Raw genomic sequence first — 13,315 nt, 5'->3', positions numbered from 1 at the left:
CGGCCTGGCGCGTTCAGTCGGCCAGTGGGCCGAACGGCAGGCCGCGGCGGGTGAGTTCGGCCTCGCCGCCGTCCTCGAGGGTCAGCACCCACAGCCCCTGCTTGGTGAACGTGACCGTGTTCTCCCAGTGCGACGCCCATGAGCCGTCGGTGGTCACCACGGTCCAGTCGTCATCGAGCACCGCGGTGCCCTCGCCCTTCATGGTGACCATGGGTTCGATGGCCAGGCACAGTCCCTCGACCACCTTCGGCCCGCGACCGGCACGTCCGTGGTTGGGCACGTCGGGGCTCATGTGCATCTGCGAACCGATGCCGTGGCCGGTGTACTCACGCACGATGCCGTAGGGGCGCCGGTGGGCCGCCACCGACGACTCGATGGCGTGCGAGATGTCGCCGATTCGACCGCCCAGGCGCATGGCGCCGATCCCGGCCCACATCGACTCCTCGGTGACCCGCGACAGTTCGGCCACGTCGTCCTCGACCTGGCCGACCAGGAAGGTGCGTGCAGCGTCGCCGTGCCAGCCTCGTCCCCGGTCGTCGTCGACGATCGCCCCGAAGTCGACCGAGACGATGTCGCCCTCGTCCAGCACCCGAGTCCCCGGGATGCCGTGCACGATCTCTTCGTTGACCGAGATGCAGGTGACAGCTGGGTACGGGGCCATCCCCCAGTCGGCGCCATAGCCCAGGAAGGACGACCCGGCGCCGCGCGCCGCCAGGATGTCGCGGGCTGCCTGGTCGAGTTCAGCGGTGGTGGCGCCGGGACGAGCCAGGTCACGCAGGGTCGACAGCACCTCGGCGACCACCAGACCGGCCCGGCGCATGGTCAGCAGCTGGTCAGGCCGCTTGAGTTCGAGCCCCTTGGCGCGCAAGACGGACTCAGGCCCTGGTGGCGTCGTCGATCGCGGCGAAGACGCCCTCGGTGACCTCGTCGATCTCACCGGAGCCGTCGACCTCGATCAACAGGCCGCGAGAACGATAGGTGGCCAGCAGCGGCGCGGTCTCCTGAGCGTAGACCCGCATCCGGTTGCGGATGATCAGCTCGTTGTCGTCGCTGCGGCCCTCTTCCTGGGCCCGGCCGAGCAGACGGTGGACGAGCTTCTCCTCGTCCACGACCAGCGAGACCACACCGTCGATCCGCTCGCCTGAGTCACGCAGGTGGTTGTCGAGAGCACCAACCTGGTGCGGGGTGCGGGGGAAGCCATCGAGCAGCCAGCCGTCGCGGCAGTCATCCTGGTGCAACCGGTTCTCGACGATGGCCTCGGTGACCACGTCGGGCACGTAGTCGCCGGCGGCCAGGATGGCCTGCACCTCGCGGCCCAGCGGCGTCTGCCGGGCGATGTTGTCGCGGAAGATGTCGCCGGTCGAGATCGCCGGGATGCCGTAGCGCTCGGCGATCCGCTCTGCCTGGGTGCCCTTGCCGGCCCCCGGCGCGCCCATGATGAGCAGTCTCACTTGAGGAACCCTTCGTAGTTGCGTTGCTGCAGCTGACTCTCGATCTGCTTGACCGTGTCGAGCGCAACGCCGACCACGATCAGCAGCGATGTGCCGCCGAATGGGAACTGGCCCTGGGCGTTGATCAGGATGAACGCGAGGGTCGGGATGAGGGAGATCACTCCCAGGTAGAGCGAGCCCGGGGCGGTCAGGCGGCTCAGCACGAAGGCCAGGTAGTCCTCGGTCGGCTTGCCGGCGCGGATGCCGGGGATGAAGCCGCCGTACTTCTTCATGTTGTCGCTGATCTCGACCGGGTTGAAGGTGATCGCCACGTAGAAGTAGCAGAAGAAGATGATCAGGGCGAAGAAGACCACGTTGTAGATCCAGTGGTCGCCGCGCACCAAGTTGGCCGCGATCCAGCGCGACTCGGGCCGCTCGGGCCGGAAGGTCGAGTAGAGCACCGGCAGGTACATCATCGACGAGGCGAAGATGACCGGGATGACACCGGACTGGTTGACCTTGAGCGGAATGTAGGTGGTGGTGCCACCCAACAGACGACGCCCCACCATGCGCTTGGCGTACTGCACCGGGATCCGGCGCTGCGCCTGCTCGACGAAGATCACCGCGAGCATCACCAACAGGCCGATCGCGATCACCATGCCGAAGACGAACCAGCCATTGGCGCCCGGACGAGCGACCTTGATGCCCCACAGGGTGGTCGGGAACGAGGCGGCGATCTGGGTGAAGATCATCACCGACATGCCGTTGCCGACGCCGCGCTCGGTGATCAGCTCGCCCATCCACATGATCACGGCGGTGCCGGCGACCATGGTCAGGATCATCACGACGATCGGGAAGATCTCTTCGCTGTGGACGACACCGGTGCAGCCCTGGAAGAGCTGACCCTGGACAGCCATGGTCACGAATGCGGTGGCGTTGAGCACAGCCAGCACCAGGGTGAGGTAGCGGGTGTACTGGGTGATCTTGGCGGTGCCGGAGGCACCTTCCTTCTTGAGCGCCTCCAGACGCGGGATCACCACGGTCAGCAGCTGCAGGATGATCGACGCGGTGATGTAGGGCATGATCCCCAGCGCGAAGATGGCCAACTGCAGCAGCGCGCCGCCGGAGAACAGGTTGATCATCGAGTACAGGCCAGCCTGCTCACCGGTCTCGACGAGTTGGCGGCACTCGTCGATGCGCTGGATGTTGACGTTCGGCACCGGGATCACCGAGCCCAGCCGGAAAATGGCCAGGATCATCAGGGTGAACAGGATCTTCTTGCGAAGGTCCGGTGTCCGGAACGCGTTGGCGAAGGCGGAAAGCATCCGGGGCACTCTCTCGATTGGACTCACATGCGCGCCCATGACAGACGCCACGGCAGCCTATCAACTCCGGGCCCGGGACTCGCATTCGGCCCTGCTGAGGGATCGCTGAACCCCGCTGACCCGGCCTGGGCGGCTCACAGGCTTCTGTTTTGTAACGATCTACCTCCCATCGGTGGACTGATGTGGCCACTCCCGCCAGCTTTGGGTAACTTTCTGGCACAAACCCCGACCGGGAACACTTGGGAGCGTTGGCGGCCTGCCCCGTTCCCTCCCGGCCCCTCACCCTTGGAGGAACATTGGGCAAGAAGCTCATGGCCTCAGCCGCGGTGTTGTTCGCTGCCTCGCTGGCAGTGTCCGCGTGCTCGACGCCGGAAAAGAAGGCAGAAGAGTCGCCTGCCGCGACTGGCGGCGGCTCCGCAGCCCCCAGTGGGAGTGCAACCCAGACCACTCAGGCTGGTCCTGAGGGTGCGCTGACGGTGCTGTGGAACCAGTACTTCTACTCCCTCAACAACAACACCAGCTTCGGCAACAACGTGACCAATGCCAACATCGCCTACTCGGTGAGCTCGGGCGTGTGGCACTACAACAAGGAGCTGGAGAAGGAGAAGGACGACTCCTTCGGCACCTACGAGAAGACCTCGGACTCGCCGCTGACCGTCAAGCAGACCATCGCCGACACCGCCCAGTGGTCGGACGGCGTCCCGGTCCGCGCCTGTGACTACATCCTCGCCTACGGCGCCTCGTCCACCCTCTTCAACACTTTGAAGACCCAGGAAGAGATCGCCGGCGCCTCGAACGAGGACGGCACGATGAAGAAGCAGGCCGACGGTGTCGTCTACTTCGACTCGTCGTCCGAGGCCTGGAAGCTCATCACCGAGTTCCCGCAGATCTCCGACGACGGCAAGGAGATCACCTACAAGTACTCCTCGGTCTACGCCGACTGGGAGTACGCCCTGTTCGGCACCGGTGTGCCGGCGCACGTCGTGGGCAAGCGCGCCCTCGGTGTCGCTGATCCCACCGCTGCCTGTGACGCGGTTCTGAAGGCCTTCCAGGACAAGGACAACTCGGCTCTGTCGAAGATCGCCAACGTCTGGAACACCGACTACAACTTCACCTCGACCCCGGCTGACGCCGAGCTGCTCGTCTCGAACGGCCCGTACGTCATCAAGGACATCGTGGACGAGAAGTCGCTGACCATGACCGCGAACACGAACTACAAGGGCAAGTACCAGCCCAAGATCAAGGACGTGACCGTCGTCTACAACGAGGATCCCACCGCTTCGGCGCAGGCCCTCAAGAACGGCGACGTGGCGATCATCCAGCCGCAGGCGACCGCTGACCTGCTGCAGTCGCTCCAGGGCGACGACAAGCTCGAGGTGCTCACCGGCGACCAGGCCGTCTACGAGCACATCGACCTGACCATGAACAATGGTGGCCCGTTCGACCCGAAGACCTACGGTGGCGACGCCGCCAAGGCCCTCAAGGTTCGCCAGGCCTTCCTGAAGACCATCCCGCGTCAGCAGATCGTCGACAGCCTGATCAAGCCGCTCAACCCGAACGCCACCATCCGCAACTCCTACAACATGACCCCGGGTACCCCCGACTACGACAGCACCATCGCAGGCAACGGCATGAACGCCTACGACACCGTCGACGTCGAGGGCGCCAAGGCTCTGCTGCAGGAGGCCGGCGTGTCCGGCACCGTGAAGGTCCGCTTCCTGTACGCCAAGACCAACCCGCGCCGCCAGCAGGAGTACCGTCTGGTTGCCGAGTCGGCCAAGGCTGCGGGCTTCGAGGTCCAGGATGCGGGCGACCCGAAGTGGAGCGAGCGTCTGGGCTCCGGTTCGTACGACGCCTCGCTGTTCGCCTGGTCGCAGAGCAACGACTCGCTGGGGGGTTCGGCTGCGAACTACACCAGCACCGGCCAGAACAACTACTCGGGCTACAAGAACGAGCAGGTCGACAAGTGGTGGACCGAGCTGAACCAGTCCACCGACAAGGCCAAGCAGGTTGAGATCAACACCCAGATCGAGAAGCAGCTGATGGACGATGCCTTCGGCATCATCCTCTTCCAGCATCCCGACATCACCGCGTTCGACAAGACCAAGGTGAGCAACGTCTCGACCATCCCGTTCAACCCGAACTACTACTGGAACATCTGGGAGTGGGAGCTCGTCAAGTGACCTCCTCGTGAGGGTCACCTGACCATACAGACAGTGACGGGGTGCCCTGGCGACAGGGCCCCCCGTCCTGCTTTCCCCACCGGTCCTCCGGACGCCTGTGGAGGGACGACAGACCACACCCCGATGCATGGCTGATGTGTCACCTTGGGGTGAAGTCCGGCACAATCGGACTCTGTGGCGTGCGCCGTCTGGTCGCCACGGGGTTTGACGAGCGCACCCGACATGGTGTGAGGTCACACCACGCGCCCGGGTCACGCCCCTGACCCGAACGCATCGACACGTACGACGAAGGACACCCTTCATGATCCGATTCATCGCCAGGCGACTGGTCACGGCCGTGGGCCTGTTGCTGGCCCTGTCGGCCGTGGTCTACGGCCTGCTGGCCATCGCGCTCGACCCGCTGGAAGACCTGCGGACCTCGACCCTGCCGAACGCCCAGGCCCTGCGGGACGCCCGCGTCGCCACCCTGCGGCTCGACCAGCCGTGGTACGAGCGCTACTGGACGTGGCTCACGCAGTTCGTCCAAGGCAACCCCGGGCTGGCCTGGCGCACGCAGCAGAGGGTGGCTGACATTCTTCCCGGTGCGATTGCGACCTCGGTGCAGTTGGTGGTCGCAGCCACGGTGCTGGCCCTGATCGTCGGTGTCACGATCGGCGTGGTCAGCGCGCTGCGCCAGTACACGACCTTCGACTACTCGGTGACCTTCGTCTCGTTCGTGCTGTTCTCGCTGCCGGTGTTCTGGGTGGCGGTGCTGCTCAAGCAGTTCATGGCGATCGAACTCAACAACTACCTGGGCTCCCCCTCGGTCAGCTGGCCGCTTGTCGTGGGGTTGAGCCTGGTGGCAGGGCTGTTCTGGGCCGGCGCCCTCGGCGGCGGACGCCGGCGTCAGCTGATCACCTTCGGCTTCGCCTTCGTGGTGACCGCAGCAACCCTGGCCTTCATCTTCGGGTCGGGCTGGCTGCGCAACCCGGTGATCGGCCCGATCGGCTACATCCTTATCGGTGTCGGCACGGCTGTGGCCGTGACCGCGCTGTTCGCGGGTATGCGCAACCGGCGGGCGCTCTACTCGGCGCTGACCACGGTCGTGGTCGGGCTGATCAGCTACTTCATCCTGCAGGGCTTCTTCGACGACTACGAGGTCAACACCGGCTTCCTTCTGGGCCTGCTGGCCTTCGCGCTGGTGCTGGCTGCCGTGATCGGTTGGGCCTTCGGCGGCCCTGACCGCGGCGTCTCGGTGCGTGGAGCCGTACTGGTGGCCCTGGTGCTGTCGGTGGTGACATGGTTCGACCGGGTGCTGCAGACCTTCCCCGAGTACTACCGGATCAGTGGCGGGCGCCCAGTGCCCACCCTGGGGTCGCAGCGGCCCAACTTCAGTGGTGACTACTGGATCACCCAGCTCGACAAGATGACCCACCTGATCCTGCCGACGCTGGCCCTGCTGCTGATCGGCTTCGCCGGCTACGTGCGTTACGAGCGTGGCGCCACCTTGGAGGTGCTCAACCAGGACTACATCCGCACGGCACGCTCCAAGGGCCTGCCCGAGCGGGTCGTCATCGTCCGCCACGCCCTGCGCAACGCACTGATGCCACTGGCCTCGATCGTCCCGCCGGACTTCATCGCCATGATCGGCGGTGCCGTCATCACCGAGACCATCTTCAGCTGGAACGGCATGGGCCGGATGTTCATCCGGGCCCTGGGTGGGTCTGAGACCGACCCGATCATGGCCTACATCATGATCACCGGAGGGATGGCGATGGTGGCCAACATCATCGCTGACATCCTCTACGCCGTCCTCGATCCTCGAATCCGGGTGAACGCATGAGCAACAACGACAACGAGCAGTTCGACCTCAACGAACTCGAGGATCGGCGGGGCCAGGGCGGTCTCGGCGACTCCACCGTGCAGGGCACCACCGAGGCAGCCGATGCCATCGACGGCCACCTCGAACACGATCCCGCTGAGGCCGTCGGCCGCGGCGAGGGAGTGGGCGAGGCGATCGAGGTCGAGGGCCTGTCGCAGGGCAAGATCGTCCTGCGCCGCTTCGTGCGCCACATCGGCGCCCTCTTCGGGCTGGCCACCATCATCATCATCGCCCTGCTGTCGTTCCTGACCATGGGCATCGGTGGCATCGATGGGCTGTGGCACGTGCAGGACCCGAACTCCACTCCCCCGGTGGTCAACGGCGGTCGTCCGACCCTGGGCCTGCCGACCTGGCTGGGTGGCGACGGGTTCCAGATCGGCCCCTACCCATTCGGGCAGAACACCATCGGCAACGACAACTTCGCCCAGGTGATGACCGGCATCCAGACCTCGCTGATCGTCATGTTCGTGCTCGGCGTGGTCGTGCTGCTGATCGGCACCACCATCGGCTCGCTCTCGGGCTACTACCGGGGCAAGCTCGACAACGTCCTGATGCGCTTCACCGACCTGGTCATCACGCTGCCGGTCATCGTGCTCGGCGCGGTGCTGGGCAAGATGATCTACACCCTGCCCACCAAGTGGGGCTGGTCGGACGAGACCAAGGCCCTGATCCAGCGCTGGATGCCGGTCGAACTCGCGCTGGCGCTGGGTCTGATCCTGTGGCCGGGTCTGGCGCGACTGGTGCGCTCGGAGTTCCTGTCGCTGCGTGAGCGCGAGTTCGTCGACTCGGCGCGCGTGGCAGGTGCGACCAACTTCCGGATCATCACCAAGCACATCCTGCCCAACACCATGGGCGTGATCGTGGTGAACATCACCCTGCTGATGTCGGCCTCAGTCGTGCTCGAGACCGCGCTGAGCTTCCTGGGCTTCGGCATCAACTACCCCTCGATCTCGCTGGGCGGCCTGATCTCGGCCAACCAGAGCGCGTTCGACACTCGTCCGTGGTTGTTCTGGTGGCCGGGCATCTTCATCATCCTGCTGGCGCTGAGCGTGAACTTCATCGGCGACGGCCTGCGTGACGCGTTCGACCCACGCACCAAGCGCGTCCCGAGCCAGCGCAAGCTCGACCGGGCTGCCCACCGCGCCCACATGGACACCCGCACCACCACCGCCACTGCGAGCGGCCTGGGAGGCAACTGATGACCACCGAGACCCCCACCAGCCCCGAGTCGGCCAGCGGCGAGCACCGCGGCTGGCTGTCGGGCCGCGGCGAGAAGACTGCCGCCAACACCGAGGTGCGCAAGGGCGACGTCATCCTCGACGTCGACGACCTGGCCGTGAACTTCTGGGTCGGCGGTGACTGGTTCAACGCGGCCACCGGCCTGACCTACCAGCTCAAGGCCGGCGAGGTGCTGGCGATCGTGGGCGAGTCCGGCTCGGGCAAGACCCAGTCGGCGATGTCGCTGATCGGCCTGCTGCCCCCGAATGGACGAGCCAGCGGTTCGGCCAAGCTGAAGGGCACCGAGCTGATCGGCTTGACCGGGGCGCCGATGCGGCGCATCCGTGGCAACGAGATCGCGGTGATCTTCCAGGAGCCGATGACCGCGCTGAACCCGCTCTACACCTGTGGGTTCCAGATCGTTGAGACCCTGCGGACCCACTTCATCATGGGACCGAAGGAGGCCAAGGCCCGCGCGCTCGAACTGATGCGCCTGGTCGAGATCCCCGAGCCGGAGGTGCGGTTCAACTCCTACCCGCACCAGTTGTCGGGTGGCCAGCGCCAGCGCATCATGATCGCGCAGGCGTTGTCGTGTGAGCCCAAGCTGCTGATCGCCGACGAGCCGACCACGGCCCTCGACGTGACGGTGCAGGCCGAGATCCTCAAGCTGATGCGCGACCTGCGCGAGCGGGTCGACGCCGGCATCATCCTGATCACCCACGACATGGGTGTGGTCGCCGACATGGCCGACCGGATCATCGTGATGCGCAACGGCCAGGTGGTCGAGCACGGCACCAGCAACGACATCTTCAACAACCCCACCCACCCCTACACCAAGCAGCTGCTGGCAGCGGTCCCCCACCTGGGCGCCCACACCAGCGAGGCCGCTGAGGACTCCACCCGCCGGGTATCGACGCTGGTGCGCGAGGGTGACGCCCCGGTGCCGCTGACGCCCGGCAACGAGGGGGTCGTCCCGGCGCTGCTGATGGAGGAGGCGTCGATCGAGTACCCCAAGCAGGGACGCAAGCCCGCCTTCCGTGCCGCGCACAAGGTGAACCTGCGGATCGATCCCGGTGAGGTGGTCGGCCTGGTCGGTGAGTCCGGTTCGGGCAAGACCACGATCGGACGAGCCGCCGTCGCCCTGCTGCCGGTGGTCGAGGGCAAGCTGTCGGTGGCTGGCCGCGACATCACCGACGCCAAGCACCGCGACCTGCTGCCCTTCCGCAAGGAGGTCGGCATCGTCTTCCAGGACCCGGGGTCGTCACTGAACCCGCGCCTGCCGGTGGGCGAGTCGATCGGTGAGCCGCTCTACCTGCACCAGAAGCTGCGGGGCAAGGAGCTGTCGAACCGGGTCGAGGCACTGCTCGACAGCGTCCAGCTGCCGCGCTCTATGCGCAACCGCTACCCCCACGAGCTCTCCGGCGGTCAGCGTCAACGCATCGGCATCGCCCGGGCCCTGTCGCTGCAGCCGAAGCTGCTGATCGCGGACGAGCCGACCAGCGCCCTGGACGTGTCGGTGCAGGCCCAGGTGCTGAAGCTGTTCCAGAACCTGCAGGAGGAGTACGGCTTCGCCTGCCTGTTCATCAGCCACGACCTCGCCGTCGTCGAGATGCTCAGCGAGCGGATCGCGGTCATGCGCAACGGACACCTGGTCGAGGTGGGCGACACCGTTGACATCGTCCGCAACCCCCAGCACGAGTACACCCAGCGCCTGCTGGCCGCGGTGCCCGTGCCCGACCCGGACGAGCAGCGCAAGCGCCGCGAACTCCGCGACGCAATCCTGGCCGACGTCGTCAGCTGAGCAGGGGCTCCCAACCCTCACTGTGCACGGGCTTGCCCGCGCCGCGATGGGCTCTCCCCCGCTCTGCGCTGGGCTTCCCCCGCACCATCTTTGGTGCGGGAACTCGATTTTGGTGCGGGAGAGGGGCAAGACGAAGGCGCGGCGCGGGTGAGGCTGGGCCTGAGTCGCTGAGGGCCCGGTGAGGACTCAGCGCCAGCCAGACGCTCCGTCCAGTGCCCCTCGTACTCGAGTGAAGAACTTGTAGGGCTGCCGGAGTTCAGCGCCGCCCCATCGGACGAGCGCCCAGCCGCGATCGCGCAGGTACTGCTCGCGCTGGCGCTCGTACTGGGCGACCGCCTCCGGCCCACCCGCGGCCTGGGCCAACTCGCCCTCGTACTTGCCCTTGCCCCCGTACTTGCCCTTGCCCCCGTACTTGCCCTTGCCGTCGAACTCCCCCAGCAGCCGCTGCTCCCTCCAGCAGAAGTCCGCCCGGTACGGGCCGATCTCGAACTGGAGCTCAGGTATCGGCAGACTGAACCTGTACATCAGTCCTCGTGATCTGGACTCGGCCGGGCTCTCCGCCCTGGCGTCGGCGCGCTCAAGAGCCACTCTCGCGGTGTGGACGCCCACCTGCCGTCCTTGCACCTCATGGAGGGTCAGGAGCTCCTCACGATCGATCCCGGCGCGCAACGCCGCGTCAGCCAGTGCCAGCGCGTCGAGGTCGTGGAGCATCGGGAGAACATCGACCACGCTGCGCACGGGTGAAGTGACCTTGATCCCTTCCAGGACGACGATCTGGTTCACATCCACGGGATTGACGCGGACTTCGATCAACCTTGTCTGGCTGCCACTGGTTAGCCGGCTGAGCTGCACCCTTCTGGGGATCGGAACCGGCAGAGCGTGGAGCACCGCCGCGCTCGCATGTGAGACGCAGCGGGCTTGCGTAGGCAGCGCACCGTGGCGAGGACGAGGCGTCGGTGGCGCTGCTCCCGGTCGAGCTCCTCCGGCGCTGCGTACCAAAATCGAGTTCCCGCACCGACGTGGGTGCGGGAACTCGATGTTCGTGCGGGGGAAGGGCCGGAGCCAGAGCGGGAGCCAGCGGCCGACACCGGGCGCCCGCCCCCAGCCCCCGAAGACGCCACGAGGGCCCCAGCGCTGTGCTGGGGCCCTCGAGGTGGTTGTGCAGGTCGTCCGAATCAGGTCTTGGAACCAGACAGGGCGATGCCCTCGACGATCTGGCGCTGGGCGAAGATGAACACGATCAGCAGCGGCAGGGCCGTGATGGTCGAGGCCGCCATGATGCCGGCCCAGTTGGACGAGTAGGCGCCCTTGAACTGGTTCACCAACAGCGGCAGCGTGAACTTGTCGGAGCTGTTGAGGAAGATCAACGGGTAGAAGAAGTTGTTCCACTGGCCCAGGAAGGTGAAGATGCCCAGGGCCACCATCGGCGACTTCAGCAGCGGCAGGATCAGCGAGACGAAGATCCTGAAGCGGCCTGCACCGTCGATGGCTGCAGCCTCTTCGAGCTCCAGCGGGATGCCTCGCGCATACTGACGAAGCAGGAACACACCGAAGGCGTTGAACAGGATGGGCGGGATGATCAGCGGCAGGTGGGTGTCGACCCAATCCAGCTGACCCATGATGATGTAGAGCGGGATGATGGTCAGCTGACCGGGCACCATCATGGTCGACAGGAACAGCATGAACCAGAAGCCGCGTCCGAAGAACCGGATGCGGGCGAAGGCGTAGGCCGCCATCGCACTGGTCAGCAGCGTACCCAGCGTCACCACCGTGGAGATGTAGAAGCTGTTGAAGAACGCCAGCGGGAAGCCACTGGCATACCACGCGCCACCGGCAGAGGCCTGGTCGAAGGCCTCGCTGTAGTTCTGCGGCTGCCAGTTCATCGGCAGCAGCTTGGGCGGCTGCATGAAGATCTCTTCGAGCGGCTTGAACGAGCTGAAGAACATCCACAGGAAGGGAAGCGCCATCGCGATCGACGCGATCGCCATCAGGATCTGCAGGATGACCTGCCCGATCGTGATGGGACGGTGACGGATGCGCTCCTTGCGGGGCTTGCCGGTCGTGGGGACGCCCGTGGCGTCAGCGGTTGCAGTACTCATTCTGTGTAGAACACCCACTTCTTCTGCGCAATGAGCTGGAGGCCGGTGAGGGCGAGCAGCATCATGAACAACAACAGGGCAAGAGCCGCACCAACACCGAAGTTGAACTCACGGAAGGCGGTCTGGACGATCTCGTACACGATCGTGCGGCCGAAGGCCGGGGCGGTGGTGTCGAAGAACACGAAGATGTAGTCGAACACCTGGAACGAACCGATGATCGAGGTGATCGAGAGGAACAGGATCGTCGGCGAGATCAGGGGCAGCGTGATCCGGAACATCTTCTGGATCTCGTTGGCGCCGTCGATCGAAGCCGCTTCCATCATCGAGCTCGGCACGTTGTCGAGGCCGGCCATGAACATGACGAGCTGGTAACCCAGCCCCTGCCAGACCGACACCAGCACCACGGCGGGGATGACGAAGTTCGGGTCCTGAAGCCAGTCGGGGGCAACCAGGCCGACCTGCTTGAGCCAGCCGGTGATGGGCGAGATGTCGGGGTTCAGCAGCCAGAGCCAGATCACCGACACGGCCACCGTCGCGGTGACCTGTGGGGCGAAGAAGCAGGCTCGGTAGAAGTTCTTCATCTTGCCCGTGCGCTGCAGCAGCAACGCGAAGATGAAGGCCGAGATCATCAGTGCAGGCACCTGCAGGGCGGTGAACCATGCCGTGTTCTTCCACGACTGGATGAACTGCTCGTTCTCGAACACCGCCTTGAAGTTGCCGAAGCCGACGTACTCGCGGGAGCCGAAGCCGTCCCACTTCATGAAGGCCAGGATGATGGCGAAGACCAGCGGGCCGATCATGAAGGCGAGAAGGCCGATCAGCTGAGGCGCCATGAAGATGTAGCCGTGGATGTTGTCGCGCATGCGCTTCTTGCGCAATGCGGCGCGGTGGCTGGACGAGGTACCGGCCTCGACCGCCTGCCGAAGGTCTCGCCCGCCGCGACCCGCCGGCTCCTTGCCACCATCGGCCACCGCGACGGCGGCTTCGGTGACATCATCAGCGGCGCCTGCAGGCATCCCTGCCACGCTTCCGCTGGTTTGGGGACGTTCCGTCATCGCAACGTTCCTCCTTACGTGAATTGTCTGTCCCCGACACTACCCCGGGACGAGGTTCTCGTCCCGGGGTTGCGTCAAGGAGTGAACGGCGTGTCAGGCCTTGCCGGTGTTGATGTAGGAGGTGAGCTTCTTGCCGAAGTCGACCGCCGAGATCTTGGCCTTGATCCACTTGTCGACCTCGGTGGAGATGTTGGCAGCCACGACCGCGTTGTTCGAGATCTTCAGCGGGATGGCGTAGCCCTTGGCAGCCAGCTCGTTGAAGGTCTTGGCGTGTGCGGGCAGCGGCGGGTTGTCCTCCACCACCAAGTTCTCCAGACCCTTGATGGACGGAACGGCGTTGCCA

10 protein-coding genes and 1 pseudogene are annotated in these 13,315 nt (G+C 65.6%); 4 read left to right on the top strand and 7 right to left on the bottom strand.

Features of this window, described 5'->3' with window-relative positions; all coding sequences use genetic code 11:
* Positions 1-13: 13 nt before the first annotated feature.
* From map to secY, 3 genes are read right to left on the bottom strand one after another with little or no spacing between them, the layout of a single operon-like run.
* A complete protein-coding gene (gene map, locus IE660_RS14245; protein WP_203569049.1) occupies positions 14-868 on the bottom strand; it encodes a type I methionyl aminopeptidase in 855 nt (284 codons plus the stop codon).
* 7 nt (positions 869-875) lie between these two features.
* Positions 876-1,451 carry an adenylate kinase gene (locus IE660_RS14240; RefSeq protein WP_203569048.1) on the bottom strand — a complete coding sequence of 192 codons (576 nt, stop codon included), beginning with the start codon at positions 1,449-1,451 and terminating at the stop codon, positions 876-878.
* On the bottom strand, positions 1,448-2,755 hold the full coding sequence (gene secY / locus IE660_RS14235; RefSeq protein WP_203569047.1) for a preprotein translocase subunit SecY: 1,308 nt from the start codon (positions 2,753-2,755) through the stop codon (positions 1,448-1,450). The genes IE660_RS14240 and secY overlap by 4 nt, the downstream gene beginning before the upstream one ends.
* A 476-nt stretch (positions 2,756-3,231) precedes the next feature.
* Here secY and IE660_RS14230 point away from each other — a divergent pair, with 476 nt between their 5' ends.
* The 4 genes from IE660_RS14230 (at position 3,232) to IE660_RS14215 (ending at position 9,818) form a co-directional block, all read left to right on the top strand.
* Complete coding sequence (locus tag IE660_RS14230; RefSeq protein WP_203569046.1) at positions 3,232-4,938, top strand: ABC transporter family substrate-binding protein; 1,707 nt, start codon at positions 3,232-3,234, stop codon at positions 4,936-4,938.
* 301 nt (positions 4,939-5,239) lie between these two features.
* On the top strand, positions 5,240-6,760 hold the full coding sequence (locus IE660_RS14225) for an ABC transporter permease (protein ID WP_203569045.1): 1,521 nt from the start codon (positions 5,240-5,242) through the stop codon (positions 6,758-6,760).
* A complete protein-coding gene (locus tag IE660_RS14220; RefSeq protein ID WP_203569044.1) occupies positions 6,757-7,998 on the top strand; it encodes an ABC transporter permease in 1,242 nt (413 codons plus the stop codon). Before IE660_RS14225 ends, IE660_RS14220 begins: the two co-directional genes overlap by 4 nt.
* Entirely contained in the window at positions 7,998-9,818 is a 1,821-nt protein-coding gene (locus tag IE660_RS14215; protein WP_203569043.1) for an ABC transporter ATP-binding protein, read from the top strand. Before IE660_RS14220 ends, IE660_RS14215 begins: the two co-directional genes overlap by 1 nt.
* A gap of 186 nt (positions 9,819-10,004) precedes the next feature.
* Here IE660_RS14215 and IE660_RS14210 read toward each other — a convergent pair whose 3' ends face one another.
* The 4 genes and pseudogenes from IE660_RS14210 to IE660_RS14195 all read right to left on the bottom strand — a co-directional run.
* The gene (locus tag IE660_RS14210) at positions 10,005-10,631 is read right to left on the bottom strand and encodes a hypothetical protein (RefSeq protein ID WP_203569042.1); all 627 of its coding nucleotides are present in this window, start codon (positions 10,629-10,631) and stop codon (positions 10,005-10,007) included.
* Between the two features lie 362 nt (positions 10,632-10,993).
* Complete coding sequence (locus tag IE660_RS14205) at positions 10,994-11,917, bottom strand: carbohydrate ABC transporter permease (RefSeq protein WP_203569041.1); 924 nt, start codon at positions 11,915-11,917, stop codon at positions 10,994-10,996.
* Positions 11,914-12,933 (bottom strand): carbohydrate ABC transporter permease, encoded by a 1,020-nt coding sequence (locus IE660_RS14200; protein ID WP_203569040.1) that lies wholly within the window; start codon positions 12,931-12,933, stop codon positions 11,914-11,916. The genes IE660_RS14205 and IE660_RS14200 overlap by 4 nt, the downstream gene beginning before the upstream one ends.
* 132 nt (positions 12,934-13,065) lie before the next feature.
* Positions 13,066-13,315: pseudogene (locus tag IE660_RS14195) on the bottom strand (ABC transporter substrate-binding protein); the annotation flags it as partial.

Source organism: Aestuariimicrobium ganziense (genome assembly GCF_015352975.1).
GTDB classification, from domain to species: domain Bacteria; phylum Actinomycetota; class Actinomycetes; order Propionibacteriales; family Propionibacteriaceae; genus Aestuariimicrobium; species Aestuariimicrobium ganziense.
This window is presented reverse-complemented; position numbering and strand designations above follow the sequence as displayed.

What these genes read in the sequence shown, in the direction of transcription:
- IE660_RS14220 (WP_203569044.1), top strand. Translation starts at nt 6,757, where the DNA reads ATGAGCAACAACGACAACGAGCAGTTCGACCTCAACGAACTCGAGGAT.
- IE660_RS14200 (WP_203569040.1), bottom strand. Translation starts at nt 12,933, where the DNA reads ATGCCTGCAGGCGCCGCTGATGATGTCACCGAAGCCGCCGTCGCGGTG.
- IE660_RS14215 (WP_203569043.1), top strand. Translation starts at nt 7,998, where the DNA reads ATGACCACCGAGACCCCCACCAGCCCCGAGTCGGCCAGCGGCGAGCAC.
- IE660_RS14225 (WP_203569045.1), top strand. Translation starts at nt 5,240, where the DNA reads ATGATCCGATTCATCGCCAGGCGACTGGTCACGGCCGTGGGCCTGTTG.
- secY (WP_203569047.1), bottom strand. Translation starts at nt 2,755, where the DNA reads ATGCTTTCCGCCTTCGCCAACGCGTTCCGGACACCGGACCTTCGCAAG.
- IE660_RS14205 (WP_203569041.1), bottom strand. Translation starts at nt 11,917, where the DNA reads ATGAGTACTGCAACCGCTGACGCCACGGGCGTCCCCACGACCGGCAAG.